The sequence below is a fragment of the Amycolatopsis sp. NPDC005232 genome (genome assembly GCF_040607795.1).
Lineage (GTDB): Bacteria > Actinomycetota > Actinomycetes > Mycobacteriales > Pseudonocardiaceae > Amycolatopsis.
Genome location: NZ_JBEXHL010000002.1, coordinates 218,975 through 242,399 on the forward strand (window position 1 = coordinate 218,975; position 23,425 = coordinate 242,399).

A 23,425-nucleotide genomic window follows, 5' to 3' on the forward strand; every position below is an offset into this window, starting at 1 on the left:
GAGGTCGCGTCAAGAATAAATCCTAAATTAAGATTTCACGCGGTATGCTTCCCGCGATGAACGACATCGAAGTCCTCACCCTGGGCGAAGCGATGCGGCTGCTGCTCGCGGAACCCGGCGTCGCGCTGCGGCGCGCGCACACTTTCCAGGCTTCCGTGGCCGGGGCCGAAGCCAACGTGTCGGTCGGCCTCGCGCGCCTCGGCCACCGCGTGCGCTGGCTCAGCCGCGTCGGCGACGACTCGTCGGGCGCGGCCGTGCTGAGCGCGCTGCGGGCCGAGGGCGTGGACGTCTCGGGCGTCGAGGTGGACCCGGCCGGGTTCACGGGACTGCTGCTGCGCGACGACACCCCTGGCCGCGGCATCGACGTGCAGTACCACCGTGCGGGTTCGGCGGCGTGCTCGCTCTCCGCCGGCTACGTCCGGGCCGCGGGCCTCGGTGGTGCGCGGCTCGTGCTGGTCTCGGGAATCACGGCGATGCTGTCGCTGTCCGCGCGCGACGCCGTGCTGGCCTTGTTCGAGCTGGCGCGAGCGGAGGGGGCGACGATCGCGTTCGACCCCAACGTGCGGCTCAAGCTCGCGTCGCCGGCGCAGTGGCGCGAGACGGTGGGACCGCTGCTGCACCAGGCGGATCTGGTGTTCGCCGGCGAAGACGAGCTGGAACTGCTCGACGCGACGGCGCCCGAACTGATCGCCAAGGGCGTCGGCACGGTCGTGGTGAAGCAGCGCGACAAGGTGGCGCGCGCGGTCACGGCCGAGTACGAGTGGAGCCAGGAAACCCTGGTCACGCACGTCGTCGACCCGGTGGGCGCGGGCGACGCGCTCACGTCCGGCTACCTGTCGTCCTGGCTGCGCGGCGGTTCGCCCGCCGAGGCGCTGCTGGCCGGTGCGGTGTCGGCGGCGCTGGTCGTCGGCACGCGGACGGATCTGGAAGGACTGCCCGACCGGGCCGAACTGGCCCGCACGAGCGCCGCCCTCGGTGGCGGCGAGGAGGTACACCGATGAGCTACCGCTGGGAGATCACACACGCGGCCCTGCGCCAGGGAGTGGTGGGCATCGTGCGGACCGCGGACGCCGCGTCCGCCGTGGTCGCCGCTCGTGCGGCCTTGGATGCGGGCCTGCGGTCGATCGAAGTCCCGCTCACCAACTCCGGTGCACTGGCCGCGATCGAGGAGCTCACGGCCGCGTACCCCGACGCCACGATCGGCGCCGGCACGGTGCTCGACGAGGCCTCGGCCGTGCTCGCGATCCGCGCGGGGGCGCGGTTCCTGGTGTCGCCGAACGTCGAGGCCGCCGTGATCCGCACCGCTCACCGGTACGGCGCGGCCGCGTTCCCGGGCGCGGGCTCCGTCACGGAAATCGTGCGGGCGCTCGAAGAAGGCGCCGACGCGGTGAAGGTCTTCCCCGCCACTGCGCTGGGCCCGCGGTGGGTCAAGGACGTGCGCGCGGCGCTGCCCCAGGCGCCGCTCGTGCCGACGGGTGGAATCGCCCCCGAGGACGTGCCAGAGTGGCTCGCGGCGGGCGCGGTCGCGGTCGGCATGGGTTCGGCGCTCACGCGCGGGACCGCCGAGGACATCCGCGCCCGGGTGGCCGCGATGGTGAGGGAGGGCTCGTGACGGACGTCGTGCTGGTCGGCTGCTACACCGCCGAGATGGGCGGGAAGGGCGATGGGATCTCCACGTTCCGCCGCGATTCCACCGGTCTTGTTCTCGACTCCACGCTGGAGCTGAGGTCGCCGTCGTGGCTGGTCAAGCACCCGACGTTGCCGGTGCTGTACACGACCAACGAGACCGACTCCGGCGCCGTCTCGTCGGTGTCGCTTGTGGACGGTGCGCTGACCGTGCTGGATTCCGAGGTGCCGAGCGGCGGCGCGCACCCGTGCCACCTCGCGGTGACGCCGGACGGCCGGTTCCTGTTGTGCGCCAACTACACCGGGGGCAGTCTCGCGGTTTTCGGGCTGTCGGCCGAAGGGCGGATCACGGGCCGGACAGATCTGGTGCAGCACAGTGGGACCGGGCCGAACGAGGTGCGCCAAGAGGCCGCGCACGTCCACATGGCGGTGCCGAGCGCCGACGGGTCCATCGTGAGTGCCGTGGACCTGGGGACGGACGAGATCCGCAGCTACACGCTGTCCGACGCCGGCGAGCTGACGCCACTCGCCGTGTCGAAGCTGCCGGCGGGCAGTGGGCCGCGGCAGCTCGTGCGGATTCCCGGCTCCGACCTGGCCTACGTGGCCTGTGAGCTGTCCAGTGAGGTGCTGACGGTTCGGGAGACGTCGCCGGGCGCGTTCGAGGTGGTCTCTTCGACGCCGGCCACGCACGGCGCGCTTGAGGGCGAGAACATCGTGGCGCACCTGGAGATCCTCGACTCGGGTGTCTACCTGTCGAACCGTGGTGCGGACTGCGTCACGTCGTTCTCCGGCTCTCCGCTCGCGGCCGTCGCGGACCAGGCTTGTGGTGCGCACCCTCGGCACTTCGCCGTGGTGGACGGGGTTTGTTACGTCGCGGCGCAGTTCGACAACGTGCTGACCGCGTTCCCGCTCGACGAGCTGGGCAAGGCCGAGGTCGTGAAGATCCCGACGGGGTCGCCGAGCTTCGTGCTGCCGCTGAGCTTCTGATCCGGACGCGGAAAACGCCCTGCCGGCCCAGTGAAGCCGGCAGGGCGTTTCGCTGAGTTCAGACCTGGGTGAGGACGAACACGTCTGCGTCGTGCTGCGCGGTCCACTCGACGGGCAGACCCACGTGCACGAGGTGCGCACCGGAGTACTCCACGCCGGCCTCGTCGCGGTACGTGGCGGCCGCGTCGAGCCCGTGCAGCTTGATGCGCGACGAGCGGCCCGGCACGAGCGGCGTCCCCACGAGCTGACCGGTGCTCCAGGCGAGCACCACGGTCTGGTCGCCGAGCGTGTACTGGCTGGCCGCCGTGGGTGACGCAGGTCCGGAAAGGACGCGGCACCGTCCGGTGTGGAGGACCGGCCGCAACTCCTTGTACCGCGTGATCAGCTCCGCGGCTTCCGACCGCTGGTCGGCATTCCAGTGCGACAGGTCGGCCCCGATGCCCAGCACGCCCGCCATCGCGAGCACGAACCGGAACCGCAGCGAGCGCGGCCGCGGGTCGAACACGCCGGGCGCGTCGGTGACCCACGAGCTCATCAGGTGCGGCGCGTGCATCAGCAGGAACCCGTCCTGGATCCGCAGCCGGTCCAGCGGCGCGGTGTTGTCGCTGGGCCACACGACATCGCTGCGCGACACCGTCGCCAGGTCCGTGCGGCCACCGCCGCCGGCGCACGACTCGACGATGAGGTCGGGGTACGTCGTGCGCAAGTGGTCGAGCAGCCGGTGGTAGTTGGCGACGTGCTCGGCGTCGAGGTCCGCCGCCGGCGCACCGGGGCGGCCGCGTTCGGTCGGCGGGCGGTTCATGTCCCACTTGAGGTAGGAGATCGGGTACGCGGTGAGCAGCTCGTCGAGCACTCCGCGCACGTACTCGAACACCTCGGGCTTGCCGAGGTCGAGCAGGAGCTGGTTGCGGATCAGCGTCGCGGGGCGGCCGTCGAGGCGGTAGACCCAGTCCGGGTGTTCCGCGTAGAGCTTCGACTTCGGGCTGATCGCCTCGGGCTCCACCCACAGACCGAAGTCCAGGCCCAGCGCGCGCACGGAGTCGACGAACGCGCCGAAGCCGCCCTCGAACGACGACTGCTCCGGCGTCCAGTCGCCCAGACCGCCAGTGTCGTCGTCGCGGCCGACGAACCAGCCGTCGTCCACCACGAACAGCTCCACGCCCAGGTCCGCGGCCTGCTTGGCGAGGTCGAGCTGACGCGCGCCGTTGACCTCGAAACCGGTGGCTTCCCAGGAGTTGTAGAGCACCGGGCGGCGCTTTTCGAGCCGTGGCCCGGCGAGCTTGCGCGAGTACGCGTGCCACACGTCGGCCAGCCCGGCGAGCCCGTCCACGCTGGACGCCAGTGCCAGCTCCGGAGTGGACAGTGCGGCGCCGGGTTCGAGCAGGATCGGGCCGGGATTGGCCAGCCGGCCCGCGCGCACGCGCGTGAGCCCACTCGGCTCGATCTCGGCGTCGAGCTCCCACGAACCCGACCAGGCCAGGGAAACGCCGTACGCGGGACCGTCCGGCGAGCCCGCGTCCTGCACCGCCAGCCACGGCACGTACTGGTGCCCCGGCACGCCGAAGCGGCTCTCCATGTGGAAACCGCCCGCTTCGAGCACGGTCGAGCGGCGCGTGAACTCCTGCGCCCACTGCCCGGTCAAGTAGGTCAGCCGCGCACCCTCGGGCCCGGTCGGCACACACACGCCCGCCGAACCGAGCCGGTCGACCTCGATGGCCGCGCCACCGGTGTTCGTGAACTCGACCCACCGGCACAGCACATCGGTACCCGGTTCCGCGCGGTAACACTGCACCGCCCGCAGCCCGGTCACCTCGTCGACAAAAGCCAGCCGCAGCACGGTTTCCGTGGACTCGTCGGCGGCGAAGCGCCACCACGAATCCCCCGCCACGACGAGGTCCGCGCCCGAGAACGGCCGCAGCCCGCGCGGCGCGTACTCCACCGGAGCCGCGTCCGCGTCGGTGATGAAATGCACGTCACCGCGGTTGACCACCGGCGACGGACCACGCTCGACGCCGCGCGGACCCCACGCGACGAGCTCCAGCCACCGGTTCCCCGGCTCCAGCGTGACGGTGTACGAAGTGGACTCGAGTTCGAGCGTCCACTGTTGGTTCACTTGATCGCCCCGATCGCGAGCCCGGAGATGAAGTGCTTCTGGAACCGCAGGAACACGGCCACGGTCGGCACGGCGGCGATCACCGAACCCGCCGCGATCACGTTCCAGTTGGACACGTACTGGCCCTGCAGGCCGAGCAACGCCGGCGTCACCGGCATCACGGTTTCAGTGCGCAGCACGGTGATCGACCACAGGAGGTCGTTGAACGTCCAGGTGAACGCCAGCGCGCCGAGCGCCGCCAGCGCCGGACGCGTCATCGGCAGGATGATGCGCCAGAAGATGGTGATCGGCCCGGCGCCGTCGATCAGCGCCGCCTGCTGGATCTCATCCGGGATGGACCGCATGAAACCCTGCAGCACGAACGTGTAGAAGCCGAGCCCGAAGCCGACCTGCACGATGATCAGCGCGGTGAGCGTGTCGTAGATGCCGAGCAGCTCGGACAGCTTCGACACCGGCACCAGCAGGATCTGCGGCGGCAGCAGGTTGCCCGACAGCATCACGAGGATGATCGTGCGCCGGAACGGGATCTGGAACCGGCTCAGCGCGAACGCCGCGGCCGACGCGAGCAGTAGCGACAGCAGCACGGTCGGGATCGTGACGATGAAGCTGTTGAGCATCGCGTGGCCACCGCCGCCGACGCCCCACGCCTCACCGAACGAGCTGAGGTCGAACGAGTGCGGCAGCGCGCCGAGGCCGTTGCTCGCGATGTCCGAAAAGGACCGGACGCTGGTCGTGATGACCAGCACGATCGGCAGCAGCCACAGGACGGACAGGCCGCCGGCCAGCACGTGGAAGCCGAACGTGCGGCGTGCGCGCTGGTGGTTGGGCTTGGCCGGAACTCGTTCCTCCGGCGCGGCAGCGGGTGCCGGCCGGGTCGTGGTCACGCTCACTGGTCCTCCCGGAACGCTCGCACGAGGTAGGTCACGATCACACCGAAGGCGAGGACGAAGATCACCACGGCCAGTGCGGACGCGTAACCGAGCCGCAGGGACTGGAACGCGGTGGAGTACATGTAGGTGCTCAGCAGCTCGGACGAGTGGTACGGCCCGCCCTTCGTCATCGACCACACCACGTCGAACGACCGCAGCGAGTCGATGATGATCACCGACAGGACCACGGAGTTGACGCTGCGCAGCTGCGGCCACGTCACGTGGCGGAACTGCTGCCACCCCGTGGCACCGTCCAATTTGGCCGCCTCGTACAGCGCGGGGTCGATGCCCTTGAGGCCGGCCAGGTACAGCACCATCACGTAACCGAGCTGGCGCCACAACGCCGGCACGAGCACCGCGTAGAGCGCGGTGTCGGGATCGGCGAGCCACGAGTGTTTCCAGCTGTCCAGACCGATCGCGCCGAGGACGTTGTTGAACACGCCGTCGGGCTGGTAGATCGCCTGCCAGATCAGCGCCGTGGCGACGAGCGAGAACACCACGGGCGTGAACAGCGCGGCCCGGTAGAACCCGACGCCCTTGCGCTCGCGGTTGAGCAGCATGGCGAGCCCGAGCCCGCCCGCCGCCGACAACCCGCCGAACAGCACGATCCAGATCACCGTGTCGAGCGCGGCCGTGCCGAAGATGTCGTCGGACAACATCTCGGCGTAGTTGTCGAGTCCCACGAACGTCGGCGCCGAGACCCCGTCCCAGTTGGTCAGCGACAGGTAGAACCCCTGCAGCGCCGGCCAGAAGACCCAGAAGCCCTCGACGGCCACGGGCACGAGCACGAACAGGAGCAGCGTCGGGGGCACGCGGCGGACCGCGCGCCTCCGACGCTTCACCGGGGCAGCCGGAGCTGCGAGCACCGCCATGTCAGGACTGCCCCTGGAAGACCTTCGCCGCGGCGGTCTGCCAGTCGCTCAGGATCGAGTCGAGCTCGTTCGGCTTCTGGATGAAGCGGATGAGCGCGGCGTCGGCCGTCGGCTGCAGCGCGTCGGAGGAGTCGCGGTTGAAGAACTGCGTGAGCTCCTTGGCCTCGTCGAGCATCTTCTTGCCCTTCACGACCAGCGGCGTGCCGTTGTTCTTCGCCGACGGGTTCGCGGGCAGCACCGTGCCGGAGGAGTTCTTGATGTAGAGCTCCTGCGCCTCGGCCGTGGCCACGTACTTGAACCACTCCTTGACCTCGGCCACGTGCGGCGAGCGGGCGCTGGCGAAGAAGCCGTCGGTCGGGCCCTCCTCGGCGACGGGCACGCTCGGGTCGAGGATCGGGAACTGGAAGAAGTCGAGGTCGTCCAGCGCGTCCTTCGGAGCCGCGTCGGCGAAGAAGGTGCCGGTGAGCACCATGCCGGTCTTGCCCTGCAGCAGCACGGTGGTGGCGTCCTGGAACGCGAGCGCCGTGCCGTTCGGGTCGGTGTAGGGCAGCGCCTGACGCCACGGGTCGAAGATCTTCTTGACCTTCGGGTCGTCGAAGCGGCCGCGGCCGGCGAGCAGGTCGCGGTGGAACTGCGCGCCGTTGATGCGGATGTTGAGATAGTCGAACCACGCCGAGGCAGTCCACTGGGTACCGCCGCCCGCGCCGAGGCCGATGGGCGAGATGCCCTTGCCCTTCAACGTCTCGCACAGCGCGAGGAACTCAGTCCAGGTGCTCGGCGGCGTCACGCCCCACTTGGCGAAGTTGGACTTGCGGTAGAAGAAGCCCCAGAAGTAGTAGCTCGTGGGCACGAACACCTGGTGGCCCGCGCCGTCGCCGGAGAGGCTGCGCATGGCCGGGGTGTAGTTGCCCATCGTCTGCCACACGTCGCCGACGTCGAGCAGCAGGCCCTTCTTGGCGTAGCCCGACAGCAGCGAACCCGGGTACCAGGTGAAGCTGTCGGGCGGGTTCGCCGAGGTCAGGTAGCTCGGCAGCTGCGTGCGGAACGTTTCCGACGCGACGGTGTTGACCGTCGCCGTCGCGCCGCCCTTGTCGCCGAACGCCTTGGCGAGCGCCTCGATCGCGACCTTCGCCTGCGGCGAGGAGAGGTTCGACTGGACGGTGACCGCACCGGCGGCCTGTTTCACCGGGCCGTTGGAGGCCGAAGTGGCGCATGCGGCGAGAAAGCTGCTCGAACCGAGCGCGCCCAGGCCGACGATGCCGGCGTTGCGCAGGAAATGACGGCGGGACAGGCCTTCTGCAGTCGTCATCGCTGTGACCCCTTTGTCTGAATGGAGCGTCGCTCCCCTGCGGGGGAGTGACTGCTGGCACAGACTTGCAACCGGGCTGGCGGCTGTCAAGATGTATTCATAATTTATGACGTAATCGCGTCCGAGGTAGGATGACTCCGCACTGCCGACTGAGGGGACCTCCATTGTCCGAACACCGGCCCCGCGGTCTGCACGGACAGACCGTGGAGACGCTCGCCGCCCGGATCCTGTCCGACGAGTGGGGCGAGGGCACCGTGCTCGACCTGCCCGCGCTGCGCGAAGAGCTCGACATCAGCCTCACCGCCCTGCGCGAGGCGCTGAAAGTGCTGGCAGCCAAGGGAATGATCGACGCCCGCCAGAAGCGCGGCACCTTCGTCCAGCCGCGCGAGCAGTGGAACATGCTCGACACCGACGTCATGCGCTGGCAAACCGCGGCCAGCGACGACCCGGGCCTGCTCGACGAGCTGACCGAGGTCCGCACCGTCGTCGAACCCGCCGCCGCGCGCATCGCCGCCGAACGCGCGGATCCCGCCGACCTGGCCGCCCTGCAAGCCGCCCTCGACGACATGACCACCGCCGGCGACGACCCCGAAGCCAGCGTCCGCGCCGACCTGACGTTCCACCGCGCCCTGATGACCGCGACGCACAACAACTTCCTCCTTCAGGTGGAACGCGTCATCGCGATCGGCCTCGCGGAGCGGGACAAGCTGGTGCACGGGTCGGGACCGTCGGACAACCCCGTGCCGTCACACCGGAAGGTCCTGGACGCGATCCTGGCGCGCGATCCGGGGGCGGCGGAGAGTGCGATGTTCGCGTTGGTGACGAAGTCCCGGGACGACTTGGACAAGGCGAAGAAGTCGCGGCGCTAGGGGGTCAGCTTTCGGCGAGCGCGGCCTGCAACATCCTCGCCGCCGCAGCACGAGGAGCCGGGTCCACCGCGATCAAGGCGTTCACCACCGCGCCGTCGACGAGGGCCACCAGCTTCTCCAGCTCCACGCCGTCCACCGGCGTCCCCGAGCGGGTGAAGATCTCCACCAGCAGCTCGTTCAACTGATCCGACAACGTCCGCATCAACGGCCTCAAGTACGGCCGCCGCCCGGTGGCCACCAGGCGCTCGTACCGCAGGAGCACCGCCTCCGCGTCGGCCTCCGGGTCGCCGGAAGGCGGGCCCAGCAGGAGGTCCAGCACCAGCTCCACGGTCGCCGAGACGCCGCGGTTGCGGGTGGCCAGTTCCTCCAGCTGCTGCCGTCCGTTGGCGAGCTCCACCTGCGAGTGGTGCTCGACCGCCGCAGTCACCAGGTCCTCGAGCGAGTCGAAGTAGTACGTCGTGGACGCGAGCGGCAGGCCGGCCCGCTCGGCGACGGCCCGGTGGCGCACCGCGTCGAACCCGCCTTCGGCCAGCAGCTCCGCCGCGGCTTCGACGAGGGTGGCTCGCCGGCGCTCGCCCTTCGGGGTGGTTGCTGCTGCCGTCATGGCCGGTCATTCTGCCAGCCGCTCCATCAACCGCCCGTCAGAACCGGGGGGCCAGCGATGCGGCGAAGCGCGCCAGGTCACCGGCGTACGGCGCGGGGTGCCCGAACATCCCCGGCACACTCACCAGCACGAGGGTCCCGCCCGTACCGGTGGCGGCACGCTCAGTCACCGCACCCGCCGACTGCACCGGGTACGTCACCGGCGCCCCGCGCGGGAACACGGCCGCGGAGATCGAGCCGTCCGGCAGGGGGAACCCGGCTCCGCGGGCACCCGTCGTACAGATGCTGCCCTGGGAGGCTTCCGTGGCGGTGAAGTGACCTGGGAGCTCGCCAGCGAGGGCGGTGGCGAGCTCCCAGTCCACCTTTTCGCACCCGGAGGCGCCTTCGACCCGAGGGCCGGTCCTCCCGTCTCCACTGCCTCCCTGCTGAGGCGGCAGAGCCGGGAAGTTCCCCTCCCCAGTACCCAAAGGACGCGCAGCCGACGCACCGGGTTGCGCGGGAGCTTCGGCCGAATTCATGACAGCGGCGGAATCGGGCTTACCGCCCGTTCCGGTCACGAGCCCGTAGGCGCCGAACCCCACCAAAGCCAGGACAACGGCGCTCCCACCAGCGGCAATGCGGTTGCGGCGGCGCAGCGTCAGCCGGCGCGACTCGCGGACGACGTCGTCCTTCGTGAAAGACGGAGGCGGCACCGCACCGGGCAGGCCGGAGAACAACGACTCCGCGTCACGCTCATCCATTGGCCTCCACCTCCCGTTCCAGCACCTCTCTCAGGTTCGCCAGCCCCCGTGCGGTCTGGCTCTTCACGTTGCCCTCGCTGCAGCCCAGCGCCTTCGCCGCGGCCGTCACGTCCAGGCCCTCGAAGAACCGCAGCACGAGCACCGCGCGTTGCTTCGGCGGCACTTCCTTCAGCGCCGCCAGCAGGTCTTCCCTGGTCGCGACGCGCTCGGCCAGGCCGGGCGCGTCCGGCATCGGTTCCGGCATGACCTCGGCCTGCCACTCCCGGCGCCACGGCCGGCGCGACTCGTCGATGACGGCGCGCACGAGCGTTTTGCGCACATACGCGTCGGTCGCGGCGCGGTCCCTGATCTTCTTCCACCTCCGGTGCAGGGCGACGAACGCCGTCTGGGCGAGGTCGTCGGCCTTGTGCCAATCGCCACAGAGCAAGTACGCGGTCCGGCGCACGGCGTCCCGCTTCGCGGAGAAGTACTCCGCGAACTCGTCTTCGTCGCGCTGGTCCACGCGGTCCGCTGCTCCGCTCTTCTGCTCATCCGTCCTCAAGGACGGAACCGGGGGCGTCCACGGTTGCACGAGACCACCGATTCCTTCCACCCCCCGCCGCATTGATCGCGCGGGTGGCGGTGTGATGTGATCGCGGCGTGACCTCGACTCCGCTCGATTTCCGCTCCGACACCGTCACCCGCCCGGATCGGCGCATGCGGGCCGCCATGGCCGAGGCCGAGGTCGACGACAACGTGATCGGCACCGACCCGACCATCGCCCAGCTCGAAGAGCGCGCCGCCGCGACGCTCGGCATGCCCGCCGCGCTGTGGACGCCGAGCGGGACCATGGCGAACCTCATCGCGCTGTCCGTGCACCTCAAGCGCGGCGACCGCTTCCTCGCGACGCGCGGCGCCCACGTGCTCACCAACGAGCTCGGCTCCGCCGCGTGGCTCGCCGGCGGCATGCCCGACATCCTGGAGCACGACGCCGGCCCCGGCCGCCCGACGCCCGAGCTGTTGCGCGCGTCCATCGGCAACCCCGGCCCGTATTTCACGCTGCGCACCACGCTGCTGTGCCTGGAGAACACGCACAACGCGGCCGGCGGCGCCGTCACCCCGCCCGAGGAGCACGCGCGGCTGGTCGCCGTCGCGAAGGAAGCCGGGCTCAACGTCCACCTCGACGGCGCCCGCATCTGGCACGCGGCCGTCGCGCTGGGTGTGCCGCCGGCGGCGCTGACCGTCGGCGTCGACAGCGTGAGCGCGTGCTTCAGCAAGGGCCTCGGCGCGCCGGTCGGCTCGGTCGTCGCGGGCAGTGTCGAGTTCGTGGAGCAGGCGCGCCGGATGCGCCAGATGCTCGGCGGCGGCGTGCGCCAGGGCGGCATTCTCGCCGCGGCCTGTCTGGTCGCGCTGGAGAACGTCGGCGAGCTGGCCGAGACCCACGAGCGGGCCCGGCGCCTGGCCGCGGGCCTGGCCGAGCACGGCTGGGGCGTCGCCACGCCGGACACCAACATCGTGCTCGCCGAGGTCCCCGACCTGGGCGTGGCCCTGGAGTGGCTCGGTTCGCTCGGCATCCAGGCGCTGCCGATGGCCGGCAAGGTGCGCTTCGTGCTGCACCGCGACCTCGAACCCACCGCCGTCGAAGACGCGCTGCAGCGCATCAAGGCGGGCGCGCGATGAACTGGATCGTCTTCGACTACGGCGAGGTCCTCTGCACGCGCACCACCGCGCTGCCGAAGCTCGCGGCCACGATGGGCGTGCCCGCCGAGGAGTTCGAGCCCGTGTACTGGGCGGTGCGCGAGCCGTACGACCGCGGGTCGAGCGACCTCGCGTACTGGACGTCGATCGGCGACCGCCTGGGTGCCCGCGTGGACGACACGATGTCGGAGGAGCTCACAGCCATCGACATCGCGGGCTGGTCGAACCTGGCGCCGTCGTCGCTGGAGCTGCTCGAAGCGCTGTCGGAGGCCGGGGCCGCGCTGGCGCTGCTGTCGAACGCGCCTTCGTCGTTCGGCAAGTGGGTGCGCGAGCAGGAGTGGGCGAAGCTGTTCCGCGTCACGCTGTTCTCGGGTGACGTGAAACTCGCCAAGCCCGACGCCGAGATTTTCGGGCTGTTGCTGGAAAAGCTTGGCGCGAAGCCGGAGGAGTGCCTGTTCTTCGACGACCGTGAGTCCAATGTGGTGGGGGCGCGTGCCGTCGGCATCCGGGCGCAGCTGTGGGACGGCGCCGAGGCCGCCCGCGCCGCGCTCGACTGAGGCCTCACCTTCGCGACCCGGCCGCCCACTCGGCGCGAACTCGATCACCTAAGCTGTGCGCGTCCTGACCGATCTTCTCCGGTAGGTGCGCTGTGGCCGACCACCTCCCACCGGTCGACTTCGACCGGCCGAACAACGCGCGGGTGTACGACGCCCTGATGGGCGGCCGTGACCACTACGCCGCCGACCGCGCCGTGCTGCGCCAGATCCTGGAGCTCGCGCCGACCGCGCAGGCCATGGCGCAGGAAGTGCGGCAGTGGCTGGTGCGCGCGGTGCGGATGCTCACCGACCGCCTGGGTATCGACCAGTTCCTCGACCTCGGTTCGGGCTTTCCGACGGTGGAGAACACGCACCAGGTCGCCCAGCGCGTGAACCCCGAGGCGCACGTGGTCTACGTCGACCACGACCCGGTGGTGCAGGCCCACGGCCGCGCGGTGCTGGCGGAGAACGACTACACCCACATGGTCGGCGCCGACCTGCTCGACCACGAGCGCACGCTGGCGCACCCGGACGTGACGGCTCACCTGGACTTCGAGCGTCCGCTGGGCCTCATCCTGTGCGCGGTGGTGCACCACATCCCCGACTTCGCCGTGGCGCAGGCGGTGGTGAAGGCCTACGTCGACGCGCTCGCGCCCGGCTCGTACCTCGTGCTGCTGCACCAGTACAACCCCGCGGACGGCAGCGCGGCCGCCGAGCTGGCGACCTCACTGCAAGCCCGCTTCGCCACCACCGGCCTCGACACGCTCTACCGCACGCGCGAGCAGATCACGTCGCTGTTCGCCGGGCTCGAACTCCTGCCGCCCGGCCTGACCCACCCGCACCTGTGGTGGCCGGGCGGCCCGCGCCTGGCGCCGCTCACGCCGACGAACTTCACGACGCTGGCCGGGGTGGCGCGGGTTCCATAGTCCACTGTGGAGCTTCAGACTCGCCGGAAACACGAGTCGACGAAGTCGAAGATCAGCTTTTCCAGCTGGTCCTTGGTTTTGGGGTCCCGCAGCATGTCGGTGCCGTGGGTCCCGCCGGGCAGAATCTCCAGGTGCTTGTCGGCCGCGGGCGCGCCGGACGCTTCGTACAGCTTCTTCACCTCGCCGATCATGTTGCCGCTGTAGTCGTCGGGCTCGACGGCGAAGAACGCCGGCTTGGTGACCTTGCGGATGGCCGTCACCGAGTCACCCCCGCAGTTGCTCGGCGAGGACAGGATCAGCAGGCCCACGAGCTGCGGTTCCTTGGCCGCGAGCCGCGTGGCCGAGCTGCCGCCGCAAGAAGCGCCGCCCAGCAGCATCGACTTCGCGCCGCGGCGGTGCAGCTCGGCGAGCGCGGCGCTGGTGTCGGTGTCGAAGTTGCCGGTTATGGAGCCGTTGTTCTTCTGCGCCGCGCCGTGGCCGCGGTACTCGAACACCATCACGTGGTAGCCCTTGGCGGCGAACTTCTCCGCGGTGTCCAGCCACGAGCAGATGTAGTAGCCGGACTCGTGGTCGAGGAGGATCCCGCGGTCACCGGACCCCAGCTCGATCGCCGGCAGGTGGAAGCCGTCCGAGGTGGTGAGGCTGAGCACCTGCGGGTCGAGCCGGTCGGGCACACAGGTGTTGACGGGGAAACCCTGCGCGGTCTTGCGCGTACGCTCCGGCACGGTGACCTCGTACGGCGGCGGCGGGGTGGCGGACAGCCGCTGAGTGGAGGTGACCGGCGCTTTTGTTGGGGTCTGCTGCGCCGAGGTCTGCTGCCCCGGCTGGTCAGGGGCGGTGGCGTTGGTGTTGGCGGTGGCGTTGGTGTTGGCCGAGCAGGCCGTGACGGCGAGCGCACACAGCAGAGCCAGCAGCGACCCGGCGGTTCGAGTGGTGGTCATCGGTCCTTCTTCGGCGGAGCGGTACGCGCTCCACGGTGGCGGACCGATGTGAGGAAGCGATGAGGATCACGTCAGGGTGCGAACACGCCGATGCGGCGCCCAGCCGTCGTGGCCGGTCGCCGCACCGAAGGTCGGGACCCCCTGAAGCCGATCTATCAGCGCCCGATGCGCTTCGCGTCCTTCTTGCCGCTGATCGCGCCGTAGGCCGCGGTGCCCAGGAACACCACGCCGCCGATGATCGCGATCCACAGCACGGCCTTGAACACGAAGCCGATCACCGCACCGAGGACCATGAAGGCGATCCAGGCGACGATGAGCCCTCCGACGATCTTCCAGAACATGGCTCCTCCATGACGTTTCCGCGCCACGCCGGCCCGGTGCTGTCCAGCGTGCCACCCGCGGCGCGAAAACTCTCTCGTCCAGGCCAACGTTCAGGGGGATATCCGGGTTCCCCCTGACCGGTTCACCTGAGCCATTCCCCCAGGCGGCGGACCCCTTCGTCGACGTCCTCGGTGGCCCCCGCGAACGAGAACCGCACGAACTTCCCGCCGTCCACCGGGTCGAAGTCCACCCCCGGCGCGATGGCCACGCCCGTGTCGGCGAGCAGGCGCTGGCACCAGCTGAGGCTGTCGTTGGTGTACGCGGAGACGTCGGCGTACGCGTAGAAGGCCCCTTCGGCGGGGGCGAGCTTGTCGAGACCGATTTTCTTGAGCCCGGCGAACAGCCGATCCCGGTTGCGGCGGTAGTGCTCCACGTGCGCGTCGGCCTCCGCGTACGACTCCGGCGTGAACGCCGCGACGGCCGCGTGCTGCGCGATCGCGGGCGGGCAGATCGTGAAGTTGCCCGTGAGCACGTCCACCGCCCGGTGCAACCGCTGCGGCACGAGCATCCAGCCCAGCCGCCAGCCCGTCATGGCGAAGTACTTCGAGAACGAGCCCAGCACGAGCGCTTCGCGGCCGTACTGCCACGCGCAGTCGAGCTGCTTCTCGTAGGAAATACCGTGGTAGATCTCGTCACTGACCAGCTGCACCCCGTGGGACGCGCACCAGCCGGAGATGGCCGCCAGCTCCCCGGGCGGCAGGACCGTGCCCGTCGGGTTGCTGGGGCTCGCCACGATCAGCCCGTCCAGCGGCCCCAGCTCATCGAGGAGATCGACGGTGGGCTGGAAGTTGGTCTCCACGGTCGTCGCGAACTCCACGACCTCGCAGCCCAGGACCTTCAGCAGGTTCCGGTACGCCGGGTACCCGGGCCGCGCCATCGCCACCCGCGCCCCGGGGTCGAACGCGCTGAGGAAGCTCAGCAGGAAGCCCCCTGACGACCCGGTGGTCATCACCACGTCCTGCGCGGTCACGTCGACGTCGTACATCCTGCGGTAATGCCCCGCGACGGCCTCGCGCAGCTCCGGGATGCCGAGCTGCTCGGTGTAGCCCAGCGTGTGCTCGTCCAGCGCCGCTTTCGCCGCCCGCCTCACCGCTTCCGGCGCGGCCGCCGACGGCTGCCCCGCCGCCAGCGACACCAGGTCCCCGTGACTGCGCTGCCTCGCCTGCGCCGCGGACAGCACGTCCATCACGTGGAACGGGGGAACACCGGCCCGCAGCGCGGGCCCACCGAAAGCACCGATGTCGACCATGCGGCCAGGCTAACCCGGGGCCGCGTTGCGGTGCCGATCGCTGGTCAGTACCCGCGGTACGCCCCGCCGTGCGCCATCGCCGCGATACCGGGCACATTGCCCATCGACCCGTATCGGTCGAGCGAGTACCGCACCCCGGCGATGATGTTGTCGACCGGGTTGTAGATGTTGTCGTGCCCCGGCAGCTTGTGCGCCTGGAACGTCGAGTCGATGCACTGCATCAGGCCCTTGGACGGATGCCCGGCGGCAGCGTTGGAGTTGCCGGTGAGGAACACGTGGTCGCCCTCGCGCGCGGTCCAGGTGCCGAGCTCGGTCGTCACGCACCAGACGTCGGCGCGCCCGGCCGGCTCACGGTGCAGGAACGCCCCGGTGACCACCGGGTTGTTCGCCCGCACGGCAGCCTCGCGGCGCCACGTCTCGTGCTCACCCGTGCGATCGGTGACCGACACGCGCGGCCGAGCGCCGGAGAGGTAGACGGCCAGCGTGATCGCCTCGAGGACCTCGCCCGGAGCCTGGTAGATCGTGACCTTCGGCTTGGTGAACCCGGAGCGCAGGTGCCGCGTGCCCTCCGCGTCGGTCACGGCTTCCAGCCACGCTTCACGCTGCGCGGTCGACATCGCCAAAACCTGTCGCACAGCCTCGGACTTCGGATTTCCCGCGCGGTGCAACAGGTCCTGCGCGTAGTCGTAGTCGATCCGGAACTGGTGCCGGGGTCCGCAGCCACCGCGGTCGTCGACGTACACCACGTGCGGCACGCCGTCGAGCAGCTCATGCAGCTTCGCCACCATGTCCTTTTTGGACTGTTCGATCGAGATCGTCGGCCGGTGGCGGCGCGTCTCGACGTGGCCGTCACCCGCGATCCAGCCGAGGATCGCCGCCTCGCGCACCGTCACGTCGAGCGCCGAGTCCGTGTCGGCGGGTGCCGCGAGCAGGATCCGGTCACGACTGCCGACCTCGTCGGTCGTCACGAAGCGAGCGTCGTCGGCGTAGACGTTGCGCTGCTCTTCCGGGACCACACCGTGGATCTTGCTGCGGTGCACAGCCACCCCATTGGCGGGAGCGGTGCTCGTGCGCGGCTCCCAACCACACTCCGGACAGACGACCGGGCCGTCCTTGGCGACCGTGACCCGCGGCAGGTTCAGCCAGCGGTGGTTCGGCGTGGTGGTCGCCGACCAACGCGAGTTCGCCAGGATCACCAGCGGCGCGTTCTCGTGGTGGACCACACGCGTGACGCGGGTCCACTCGCTGCGCCGGGTCTGAGGGTTGTAACCGATGGTCTCGTCGCCGACCTCGACGTCGTGGTGCTTGAGCAGCCCGCGCCGCGTCAGGATGGCCGTGTCCAGCGGCACGCAGTCCCAGTTGTTGATCGCGTTGGGATTACCGCCCGATTCGTGCTGGATGATCGCCCAGATGTTCTTGACGTCGGCTTCCGTGACGTTCACGCCGTTGGCCTGAAGGATCTTGATGGCCTCGTCGATCCATTCCTGCACGTTGCCCGGCGGCGGGGATCCGGGCGGACCGCCGCTGGGGCCGAGGCCGCCGCCCCCACCGCCACCGCCGCCTCCTCCGCCCCCACCGCCGTGGTGGGAGGGGGTGTGGAGGCCGCCGGTGCTCTGGGGGACGGTGCCGTCCTTGCCGGGCAGGGGGACCTTGTCGTAACCGCCCTCGATCTGGGTTTTCATGAGGGTCTGCGACTGGCCGATCATGGTGTTGGCCTGGGTCAGCAGGCCCTGCACCTCGCCATCCCACTGCGTGGTGATGCCGTTGATGTCCGACTTCGCCGTGGCTTTGATCTGCTCGACGGTGGGGCTCGGCGCGGGTTTCTTCTCGTCGGCGGCGGTCTTGGCGGCGGCGGCCGCCGCGTTGATGTCCGTCTGTGCCCTTTTGTTGCGCGCGTTGACTGCGTCTTCGGCGCCCGTCAGTTTGTCGTGCGTGACCTTGGACTTGATGTCGGCGAGGTTCTTCGCCAGGTTCGTCAGGTCGGTCGCCACGTCGCCGAGGTGGGCCTCGACCTTGGCGCCCGCGCTGCGGACCGTGCGGACGTAGTCGAAGAAACTGTCAGCCGCGCCGCCGGACCAGACGCTGCTGTCGAGCGCCTTCGTGGTGTTGTCCAGTGCCTGCGAGTGGTCGGCCGCGTCGGTGGCGGCGCCGCGGAACTGGTCGGCCGCCTTGTTGATGGCGTCCACGTTCAGTTTGGCGACTTGGTCGACCTTGTCCGTGAACGCTTTCCAATTGTCCGGAGTCCCGGCACCGACCCCATCCAAAGCCACTTGACGCTCCCCCTGCTTTTGTTCCCGCGAGCCTGCTTTGTCCTATTTGCGGCAGTGCCTCAGCTGTCGACGTGAACGGTGAGGTCGCTCTTGCCGACCTCGTCCATTTCGGTCATCAGACCGGCGGCCTTGCGCATGGCGAACGCGAGCGCGTCCATGTGCTGGCCCGCGGCGTCGAACTGGCTGTGCACACCGTTCTTGAACTCACCGACCGCGCTGTGGGCGTCCTGCGAGCCGGGCATCCCGCCGAACGGGCTGTCCTTTTCGTGGTCCATGCCGGTGAGCTTTTCCTTGGACTTCTGGTATTCGTCCTTCAGCTTCTCGACCTGTCGCGCCGCGATGGCCATCGAGTCGACGTCGTAGACAGCCACGGTCCGCTCTCCCCTTCACGAAAACCAACATCCGACCGATCAGACGTGGGCATGACCAGGTCGGTTCCCGGCCCACTTTAAGACCTCGGCCGCACTCCCGGTACGGATCTTCGACGAATCCACCCCGGCGTGCCAGGAACGGTTCACAAACCCGCCTGCAGCTCGTGCACCCGCTCCACCAGCACTGCGTTGTCCGCGGGCGTGACCGTGGCCCACGTGTGGCCGTCGGAGTCGTCGGTGAGCTGGAAGAGGTAGCGGCCCGCGTCGGTGTCGAAGAAGGCCGTGGGGTGGGGCGAGCGGCGGGTGGTGCCGTCGCGGAGGGTGCGTTCGGCGGTGAACTGGCCGCGGGCTTCCTGGCCGAGCAGCATGCCGGCGAGCTCTTGGGCTTCCCACAGGGCGAGGCCGTGATCTTCCAGCACCGTGACCAGGGCTTTCGGGTCGCCGCCGGCTTTGGTGTCGGCGGCGACCAGGGTCGCGTGGGGCACGGACACGCTCTGGCCGACGCCCGCGGACAGCTCCCCGGCGACGGGCACGGCGGCTTCGGCCAGCGCGCCCTCGTCGGCGGGGATGAGCCAGACCTCGTCGCGGTCGACGACGGCGAGTACGGCCTGGCTGCCGCGGCTGACGGCGCGCCCGTGGATCTCGCGGTCGGCCCAAACCCAGACGTCGAGGGCGTACTGCGGGCGCGACAGCAGGTGCAGCTGGTCGAACAGCTCGCCCGACGCGCGGCGCCCGCGCGCGAGGCGGCGGCGCGAAAGTGCCTCCCACGCCTGCTCGATCAACGCAGCGCGTTCGGAATGCGTGCGGCCCGGTGAGGGCATGCCGAGCGCGGCCGGGCGGCGGCCCAGCTCGAGCGACTCCCACAGGACGTCGAACTCGAGCGTCGAGAGGACGAGGTTCACGCGTCGTCGCCGATCACGTCGTCGGAGACCAGGCGGGGGTCGGTGAAGAGGTCCTTGTCGTCGACGCCGAAGCGGCGCACGTGGTCCGCGTCGTCCTCGTTCTGCGTGGCCGCGGGGGCGAGGAACTTCGCGTCGCCCGAGGGCTGCTTGGGCTCGATCTGCTCGGTCTTGCGCAGCGCGATCGCCTCTTCCTCCGGCAACTCCACCGGAAGCGGACGCACGGGGCCCTTCGATGGTGCACCACCGAAACCCCGGCCCTGCCGTTCGCGATCGCCGGCCAACGCACCGCCGGCCACGCCCGCGCCGAGCGCCGCGGCACCCGCGCCGAGCTCACCGGCCGACGCACCCGGCCGCGGCGGCGCGGCGGGACCGCCGACGCTCTCCTCCGGCACAACGGGTGACTGCGGACCGCTGCCGACCATCCGGCCCCGGCTCAACGCCGGGTCGCCACCACCGGTCCCGCCGCCAGTCCCACCGGCGGCGCCGCGGCCGAGCACAGCGTCAGGCCCGGTCGACGAACCACCCGGCGCAGCACCACCAGAACCAGGACCACCGCCAAAACCAGCGCCGGTACCAGGCCGGCCCTCGAAACCGGCACCGAAACCAGGCCCACCACCCCGAACCGGCCCACCGAACCCGGGCCGTCCAGGCACCTCCGGCTGACCGCCACCCCGAGGCATTTCCCAACCAGGCGGAGGCGGCGGCGTCGAAGGCCGGCCGGAAACGGGCGGAGAAACAGGCGGCACCGGCCGCCCGGGAGCCGAAGCCGGCGCCGTGTACCCAGCCGACCTACCCGAACCGCCCGAACCGGCCGACCCACCAGCGCGCGGCGGCACCGCGATCCCATACGCCGGCGTCGGCGGATCCACCGCCACCCGGTTCGCCACGGGCTGCACCACCGGCGGATCCACGTGCCGCGACTGCACCGACGCCGAAGCCGGCCGCACCCCACCGTCCGGCGTCACGTCGACCGCCGAACCCGCCAGGTCGAGCACGCTCTTGCGCCCGTCCGGCTGCGTCATCGACAGCGACTGCGGCTGGCTCAGCGGCTCCGACGACAGCAGGTTCTCGCCGCTCTGCTGCGCGTACGCGTTCAACGCCTCGAGCGCCTGGCTTCGCGCGTTCTGCGCGGTGTCGACCGCCGTCGCGTGGTCGGTCTCGAAGCCGATGAGGCTCAGCACGGAGTCGCCGAGCGTGTAACCGCCGGCGCCCTTCATCAGGGTGGCGGGGTCGGGCAGCTTGAACTTGGTGCGGTTGAAGGCCTCACCTTGGGCGAAGAGCAGCTCGGCGGTGTTCGACACCTTCCGCATGGCGTCCTGGGAGAACCCGGCCTGGTCGGTGAACACCTGCCCGGCCGCGCCGCCCGCCTGGCTCTGCCATTCGACGCCGAGCTGTGTCAGCTGCGTGCGCAGCGCCTGGTCGGTCTCGGCGAGCGCGGTCGCGACGGCCTTCAGCGCGTCCACGGCCGTGCCGATGCTGCCGATGCCGTCGCCGTCGGAGAACTTCCGGATCTCGTCCGCGAGGGACGTGTCCGTCCACCCGTCGAAGCGCTGGTCGCGGATCTTGCCCGCGAGGTCGGAGATCTCCACGCGCCCTCCTAGGTCCGTGTCTTGAGGTACTGCAGCACCAGGTCGGCCGCCTGCGTCGCCTGATCGCACAGCTGCTGCTGGGTGAACGCGCCGGCCGTGACCGCAAACGCTTGCGCCGCCAGCGTCTGGCCCTTCGCGACGCCGACGAGCGCCTCGCAGTCCGACGGCGTGCCGGCCGCGCGGTAGTTCGTGAGCGCCGGGTAGCCCTCGACCGCGAACGGCGCCGTGGTCATGCTGTTCTTCCGCCGTGCGCCGGTGAGCCACTCCTGCAGGTCGGCGCTGACGGTGCGCAGGTGGTACGCGTGGAACGGCTCGGTCTTGTCCGCGTCGAACACGCACGTGGGGCCGTCCTGCGGATCCGCGGCCTTGCGCGGCAGGGCGTTGACCTGCAGCTCGTCGAGCTGCGCCTGGCCTAACAGGTCGCACGGGTCAACGCCGGTGAGCGAGAGGTCGGCCGGGCGCGGCGGCAGCTGGGAAGCCTTCGCGGCCTGCGAAGCCGAGCTCACCGCGGTCTGCACCGGCACCGCCGTGCCGGCATCGCCGGACGAGCACCCGGCCACGCCGAGCGCGAGTACCGCGACCGCGCTGAAAGACAGAGCGCTAGTGGGTGCCGTGCGCACCACGGTCCCCGAACGCCGCGGCCTTGTCGTCCTCGCTTGCCTGGTACGTCTGCGCCGCGCCCCGCAGCTGTTCGCCGAGGTGCCGCAGGTTGGCGACGTACGCCCGCGCTTCGGCCGCGTAGGAGTGATCACCTTCCGCGACGATCATGTTCCACGCCGCCACGGAGTTCACGCTCACCGCGTCGGCCGAGGGCGTGTCGATGCGCAGCTCGCCCAGGCGTGTGAGCAGCTTGTCCTCGAGCGCGTTGGCCTGCTCGTCGACGGCCTTCGCCACGTCCAGCAGCTTCTCCGGCGCCACGATGAGGTCCGCGACGCCGGGCGCGGCCGGGACGGACGACGCCAAGTCGGTCAGCGGACTGCTTCCCGCCATAACGCTCCCCCTCGGTGATGTCTACGGACAGTGACCGTTCGGCCCCGCTACGAGGCTACCAACCGCCGGGTGATCGGGAAGCGAAAACTCAGGCGTTCACCGGCATGGTGATGTCACCGTTGGCCGCCTTCAGCGCGATGTCGGTGCGGTGGTGCGAGCCCGCGAGGTGCACGCGCTCCACCGTCTCGTACGCGTGCTTGCGCGCCGACTTGAGCGACTTGCCCGTGCCGACCACGGACAACACGCGCCCGCCCGCCGACACCACGGCGCCGTCCTCGCGCCGCCGCGTGCCCGCGTGCAGCACGCCTTCGAACTCGCCGCCGGTGATCACGTCGCCGGTGCGCGGCTTGCCGGGGTAGCCGTCGGCTGCGATCACGACCGTCACGGCCGCGCCGCCCGACCACTCCAGCGGCGGCTGCTGCGCGAGCTTGCCGGTCGCCGTCGCGTGCATCAGGCCGGCCAGCGGCGTGCGCAGCAGCGCCAGCACGACCTGGGTCTCCGGGTCGCCGAAGCGGCAGTTGAACTCGATGACCTGCGGGCCCTCGGACGTCAGCGCGAGGCCGGCGTAGAGCAGGCCGGAGAAGGTGGCGCCGCGCGCGTCGAGCTCGTCGACCACGGGCTGCACGATGTGGGCGACCACGTCGTCCACCAGGCCTTCCGGGGCCCACGGCAGCGGGGCGTACGCGCCCATGCCGCCGGTGTTCGGGCCCGCGTCGTCGTCGCCGACGCGCTTGAAGTCCTGCGCGGGCAGCAGCGGGACCACGGTGCGGCCGTCGACGAAGCAGAACAGCGAGGCCTCTGGTCCGTCCAGAAAGGACTCCAGGAGGACGGGGTGGCCACCGTCGAGGAGCATCAGGGCGTGCTTGCGCGCGACCTCGACGTCCTGCGTGACGACCACGCCCTTGCCGGCCGCGAGGCCGTCGTCCTTCACGACCCAGGTGGGGCCGAAGCGCTGCAGCGCGGCGTCGAGGCGCGCCGGCGTGTCCACGACCTCGCTGCGCGCGGTGGGGACGTTCGCGGCGGCCATCACGTCCTTGGCGAACGCCTTCGAGCCCTCGATGCGCGCGGCGGTGGCCGACGGTCCGAAGCAGGCGATGCCCGCCTTCCGCACCGCGTCGGCGACGCCCGCGACCAGCGGGACCTCCGGGCCGACCACCACGAGGTCGGCCTTCCACTCACTCGCCAGGGCCGCGACCGCTTCGGGATCAGCCGGTTCGACACCCATCTGCTCGGCGACCGCGGCTGTCCCGGCGTTGCCGGGCGCGCAGGCGAGCGCAGTGACGGCGGGATCGCCGGACACCGCGAGGACAAGTGCATGCTCCCGGGCGCCGGACCCGATTACCAGTACGCGCACGCCGAACAGGGTAACGGGCGCGGGTCGGCGTGGGCATTTCGCCGTCCGCGAGGCACCTGTCCGGCCGTGTCCGGAAGCGGATTCCATGCACCGTTTACCGGCTTGTCAGCCCTTTGTCCGGCGTGTGCCGCCCGTTCGACGCTTGCGGCCGTGAGGGTGGCGGCGGTAGTCGTGGCAAATCCGTCTTAAAG

At 70.5% G+C, this 23,425-nt stretch carries 23 protein-coding genes and 2 pseudogenes; 7 read left to right on the forward strand and 18 right to left on the reverse strand.

The window, feature by feature from the left end; all coding sequences use genetic code 11:
* The first annotated feature begins 56 nt into the window (after positions 1-56).
* From ABZU76_RS04700 to ABZU76_RS04710, 3 genes are read left to right on the forward strand one after another with little or no spacing between them, the layout of a single operon-like run.
* Positions 57-1,001 (forward strand): sugar kinase, encoded by a 945-nt coding sequence (locus tag ABZU76_RS04700; protein ID WP_354865094.1) that lies wholly within the window; start codon positions 57-59, stop codon positions 999-1,001.
* The gene (locus ABZU76_RS04705) at positions 998-1,612 is read left to right on the forward strand and encodes a bifunctional 4-hydroxy-2-oxoglutarate aldolase/2-dehydro-3-deoxy-phosphogluconate aldolase (protein ID WP_354865096.1); all 615 of its coding nucleotides are present in this window, start codon (positions 998-1,000) and stop codon (positions 1,610-1,612) included. Before ABZU76_RS04700 ends, ABZU76_RS04705 begins: the two co-directional genes overlap by 4 nt.
* Positions 1,609-2,613, forward strand: coding sequence for a beta-propeller fold lactonase family protein (locus ABZU76_RS04710; protein WP_354865098.1), 1,005 nt, complete (start codon positions 1,609-1,611; stop codon positions 2,611-2,613). The genes ABZU76_RS04705 and ABZU76_RS04710 overlap by 4 nt, the downstream gene beginning before the upstream one ends.
* Before the next feature lie 58 nt (positions 2,614-2,671).
* Here the strand turns inward: ABZU76_RS04710 and ABZU76_RS04715 are convergent, their stop codons facing one another.
* From ABZU76_RS04715 to ABZU76_RS04730, 4 genes are all read right to left on the reverse strand, one after another.
* The gene (locus tag ABZU76_RS04715) at positions 2,672-4,726 is read right to left on the reverse strand and encodes an alpha-galactosidase (RefSeq protein WP_354865100.1); all 2,055 of its coding nucleotides are present in this window, start codon (positions 4,724-4,726) and stop codon (positions 2,672-2,674) included.
* Positions 4,723-5,610 carry a carbohydrate ABC transporter permease gene (locus ABZU76_RS04720; RefSeq protein ID WP_354865102.1) on the reverse strand — a complete coding sequence of 296 codons (888 nt, stop codon included), beginning with the start codon at positions 5,608-5,610 and terminating at the stop codon, positions 4,723-4,725. The genes ABZU76_RS04715 and ABZU76_RS04720 overlap by 4 nt, the downstream gene beginning before the upstream one ends.
* Before the next feature lie 2 nt (positions 5,611-5,612).
* Positions 5,613-6,467: a sugar ABC transporter permease gene (locus ABZU76_RS04725; protein ID WP_354865104.1), complete on the reverse strand. Its 855-nt coding sequence runs from the start codon at positions 6,465-6,467 to the stop codon at positions 5,613-5,615.
* A 61-nt stretch (positions 6,468-6,528) separates the two neighbouring features.
* Positions 6,529-7,836 carry an ABC transporter substrate-binding protein gene (locus tag ABZU76_RS04730; RefSeq protein ID WP_354865106.1) on the reverse strand — a complete coding sequence of 436 codons (1,308 nt, stop codon included), beginning with the start codon at positions 7,834-7,836 and terminating at the stop codon, positions 6,529-6,531.
* A 164-nt stretch (positions 7,837-8,000) separates the two neighbouring features.
* On the opposite strand from ABZU76_RS04730, the gene ABZU76_RS04735 reads away from it, so the two are divergent.
* Positions 8,001-8,705 carry an FCD domain-containing protein gene (locus ABZU76_RS04735; protein ID WP_220245139.1) on the forward strand — a complete coding sequence of 235 codons (705 nt, stop codon included), beginning with the start codon at positions 8,001-8,003 and terminating at the stop codon, positions 8,703-8,705.
* A 4-nt stretch (positions 8,706-8,709) separates the two neighbouring features.
* On the opposite strand, the gene ABZU76_RS04740 is transcribed toward ABZU76_RS04735, so the two are convergent.
* From ABZU76_RS04740 to ABZU76_RS04750, 3 genes are read right to left on the reverse strand one after another with little or no spacing between them, the layout of a single operon-like run.
* A complete protein-coding gene (locus tag ABZU76_RS04740; protein WP_220245140.1) occupies positions 8,710-9,309 on the reverse strand; it encodes a TetR family transcriptional regulator in 600 nt (199 codons plus the stop codon).
* A 37-nt stretch (positions 9,310-9,346) separates the two neighbouring features.
* Positions 9,347-10,048, reverse strand: a complete 702-nt coding sequence (locus ABZU76_RS04745) for a hypothetical protein (protein WP_354865108.1) — start codon at positions 10,046-10,048, stop codon at positions 9,347-9,349.
* Entirely contained in the window at positions 10,041-10,550 is a 510-nt protein-coding gene (locus ABZU76_RS04750; RefSeq protein ID WP_354865110.1) for a SigE family RNA polymerase sigma factor, read from the reverse strand. Before ABZU76_RS04750 ends, ABZU76_RS04745 begins: the two co-directional genes overlap by 8 nt.
* 137 nt (positions 10,551-10,687) lie before the next feature.
* Here ABZU76_RS04750 and ABZU76_RS04755 point away from each other — a divergent pair, with 137 nt between their 5' ends.
* The 3 genes from ABZU76_RS04755 (at position 10,688) to ABZU76_RS04765 (ending at position 13,187) form a co-directional block, all read left to right on the forward strand.
* The gene (locus ABZU76_RS04755; RefSeq protein WP_354865112.1) at positions 10,688-11,707 is read left to right on the forward strand and encodes a GntG family PLP-dependent aldolase; all 1,020 of its coding nucleotides are present in this window, start codon (positions 10,688-10,690) and stop codon (positions 11,705-11,707) included.
* On the forward strand, positions 11,704-12,282 hold the full coding sequence (locus ABZU76_RS04760) for an HAD family phosphatase (RefSeq protein WP_354865114.1): 579 nt from the start codon (positions 11,704-11,706) through the stop codon (positions 12,280-12,282). Before ABZU76_RS04755 ends, ABZU76_RS04760 begins: the two co-directional genes overlap by 4 nt.
* Before the next feature lie 92 nt (positions 12,283-12,374).
* Positions 12,375-13,187, forward strand: coding sequence for an SAM-dependent methyltransferase (locus tag ABZU76_RS04765; protein WP_354865116.1), 813 nt, complete (start codon positions 12,375-12,377; stop codon positions 13,185-13,187).
* A gap of 14 nt (positions 13,188-13,201) precedes the next feature.
* Here ABZU76_RS04765 and ABZU76_RS04770 read toward each other — a convergent pair whose 3' ends face one another.
* The 11 genes and pseudogenes from ABZU76_RS04770 to purD form a co-directional block, all read right to left on the reverse strand.
* Positions 13,202-14,128: an alpha/beta hydrolase gene (locus ABZU76_RS04770; protein ID WP_354865118.1), complete on the reverse strand. Its 927-nt coding sequence runs from the start codon at positions 14,126-14,128 to the stop codon at positions 13,202-13,204.
* A 155-nt stretch (positions 14,129-14,283) separates the two neighbouring features.
* Positions 14,284-14,469: a hypothetical protein gene (locus tag ABZU76_RS04775; protein WP_220245147.1), complete on the reverse strand. Its 186-nt coding sequence runs from the start codon at positions 14,467-14,469 to the stop codon at positions 14,284-14,286.
* A 122-nt stretch (positions 14,470-14,591) separates the two neighbouring features.
* On the reverse strand, positions 14,592-15,758 hold the full coding sequence (locus ABZU76_RS04780) for an aminotransferase class I/II-fold pyridoxal phosphate-dependent enzyme (protein WP_354865120.1): 1,167 nt from the start codon (positions 15,756-15,758) through the stop codon (positions 14,592-14,594).
* A gap of 44 nt (positions 15,759-15,802) precedes the next feature.
* Positions 15,803-16,018: pseudogene (locus tag ABZU76_RS04785) on the reverse strand (transglycosylase SLT domain-containing protein); the annotation flags it as partial.
* A 1,701-nt stretch (positions 16,019-17,719) separates the two neighbouring features.
* A pseudogene (locus tag ABZU76_RS04790) lies at positions 17,720-18,028 on the reverse strand (WXG100 family type VII secretion target); the annotation flags it as partial.
* 59 nt (positions 18,029-18,087) lie between these two features.
* A complete protein-coding gene (locus tag ABZU76_RS04795; RefSeq protein ID WP_220245149.1) occupies positions 18,088-18,399 on the reverse strand; it encodes a hypothetical protein in 312 nt (103 codons plus the stop codon).
* A 143-nt stretch (positions 18,400-18,542) separates the two neighbouring features.
* A complete protein-coding gene (locus tag ABZU76_RS04800) occupies positions 18,543-19,301 on the reverse strand; it encodes an ESX secretion-associated protein EspG (protein ID WP_354865122.1) in 759 nt (252 codons plus the stop codon).
* Positions 19,298-20,890, reverse strand: a complete 1,593-nt coding sequence (locus ABZU76_RS04805) for a hypothetical protein (protein WP_354865124.1) — start codon at positions 20,888-20,890, stop codon at positions 19,298-19,300. Before ABZU76_RS04805 ends, ABZU76_RS04800 begins: the two co-directional genes overlap by 4 nt.
* An 8-nt stretch (positions 20,891-20,898) precedes the next feature.
* Positions 20,899-21,510, reverse strand: a complete 612-nt coding sequence (locus tag ABZU76_RS04810; RefSeq protein WP_354865126.1) for a DUF3558 domain-containing protein — start codon at positions 21,508-21,510, stop codon at positions 20,899-20,901.
* Positions 21,491-21,880 (reverse strand): PE domain-containing protein, encoded by a 390-nt coding sequence (locus ABZU76_RS04815; RefSeq protein ID WP_354865128.1) that lies wholly within the window; start codon positions 21,878-21,880, stop codon positions 21,491-21,493. Before ABZU76_RS04815 ends, ABZU76_RS04810 begins: the two co-directional genes overlap by 20 nt.
* Positions 21,881-21,968: 88 nt before the next feature.
* Positions 21,969-23,234 carry a phosphoribosylamine--glycine ligase gene (gene purD / locus ABZU76_RS04820; protein WP_354865130.1) on the reverse strand — a complete coding sequence of 422 codons (1,266 nt, stop codon included), beginning with the start codon at positions 23,232-23,234 and terminating at the stop codon, positions 21,969-21,971.
* Between the last annotated feature and the right edge of the window lie 191 nt (positions 23,235-23,425).

Coding starts and splice junctions, on each gene's coding strand:
- ABZU76_RS04700 (WP_354865094.1), top strand. CDS start 57: ATGAACGACATCGAAGTCCTCACCCTGGGCGAAGCGATGCGGCTGCTG.
- ABZU76_RS04770 (WP_354865118.1), bottom strand. CDS start 14,128: ATGACCACCACTCGAACCGCCGGGTCGCTGCTGGCTCTGCTGTGTGCG.
- ABZU76_RS04705 (WP_354865096.1), top strand. CDS start 998: ATGAGCTACCGCTGGGAGATCACACACGCGGCCCTGCGCCAGGGAGTG.
- ABZU76_RS04730 (WP_354865106.1), bottom strand. CDS start 7,836: ATGACGACTGCAGAAGGCCTGTCCCGCCGTCATTTCCTGCGCAACGCC.
- ABZU76_RS04780 (WP_354865120.1), bottom strand. CDS start 15,758: ATGGTCGACATCGGTGCTTTCGGTGGGCCCGCGCTGCGGGCCGGTGTT.
- ABZU76_RS04740 (WP_220245140.1), bottom strand. CDS start 9,309: ATGACGGCAGCAGCAACCACCCCGAAGGGCGAGCGCCGGCGAGCCACC.
- ABZU76_RS04745 (WP_354865108.1), bottom strand. CDS start 10,048: ATGGATGAGCGTGACGCGGAGTCGTTGTTCTCCGGCCTGCCCGGTGCG.
- ABZU76_RS04760 (WP_354865114.1), top strand. CDS start 11,704: ATGAACTGGATCGTCTTCGACTACGGCGAGGTCCTCTGCACGCGCACC.
- ABZU76_RS04775 (WP_220245147.1), bottom strand. CDS start 14,469: ATGTTCTGGAAGATCGTCGGAGGGCTCATCGTCGCCTGGATCGCCTTC.
- ABZU76_RS04815 (WP_354865128.1), bottom strand. CDS start 21,880: ATGGCGGGAAGCAGTCCGCTGACCGACTTGGCGTCGTCCGTCCCGGCC.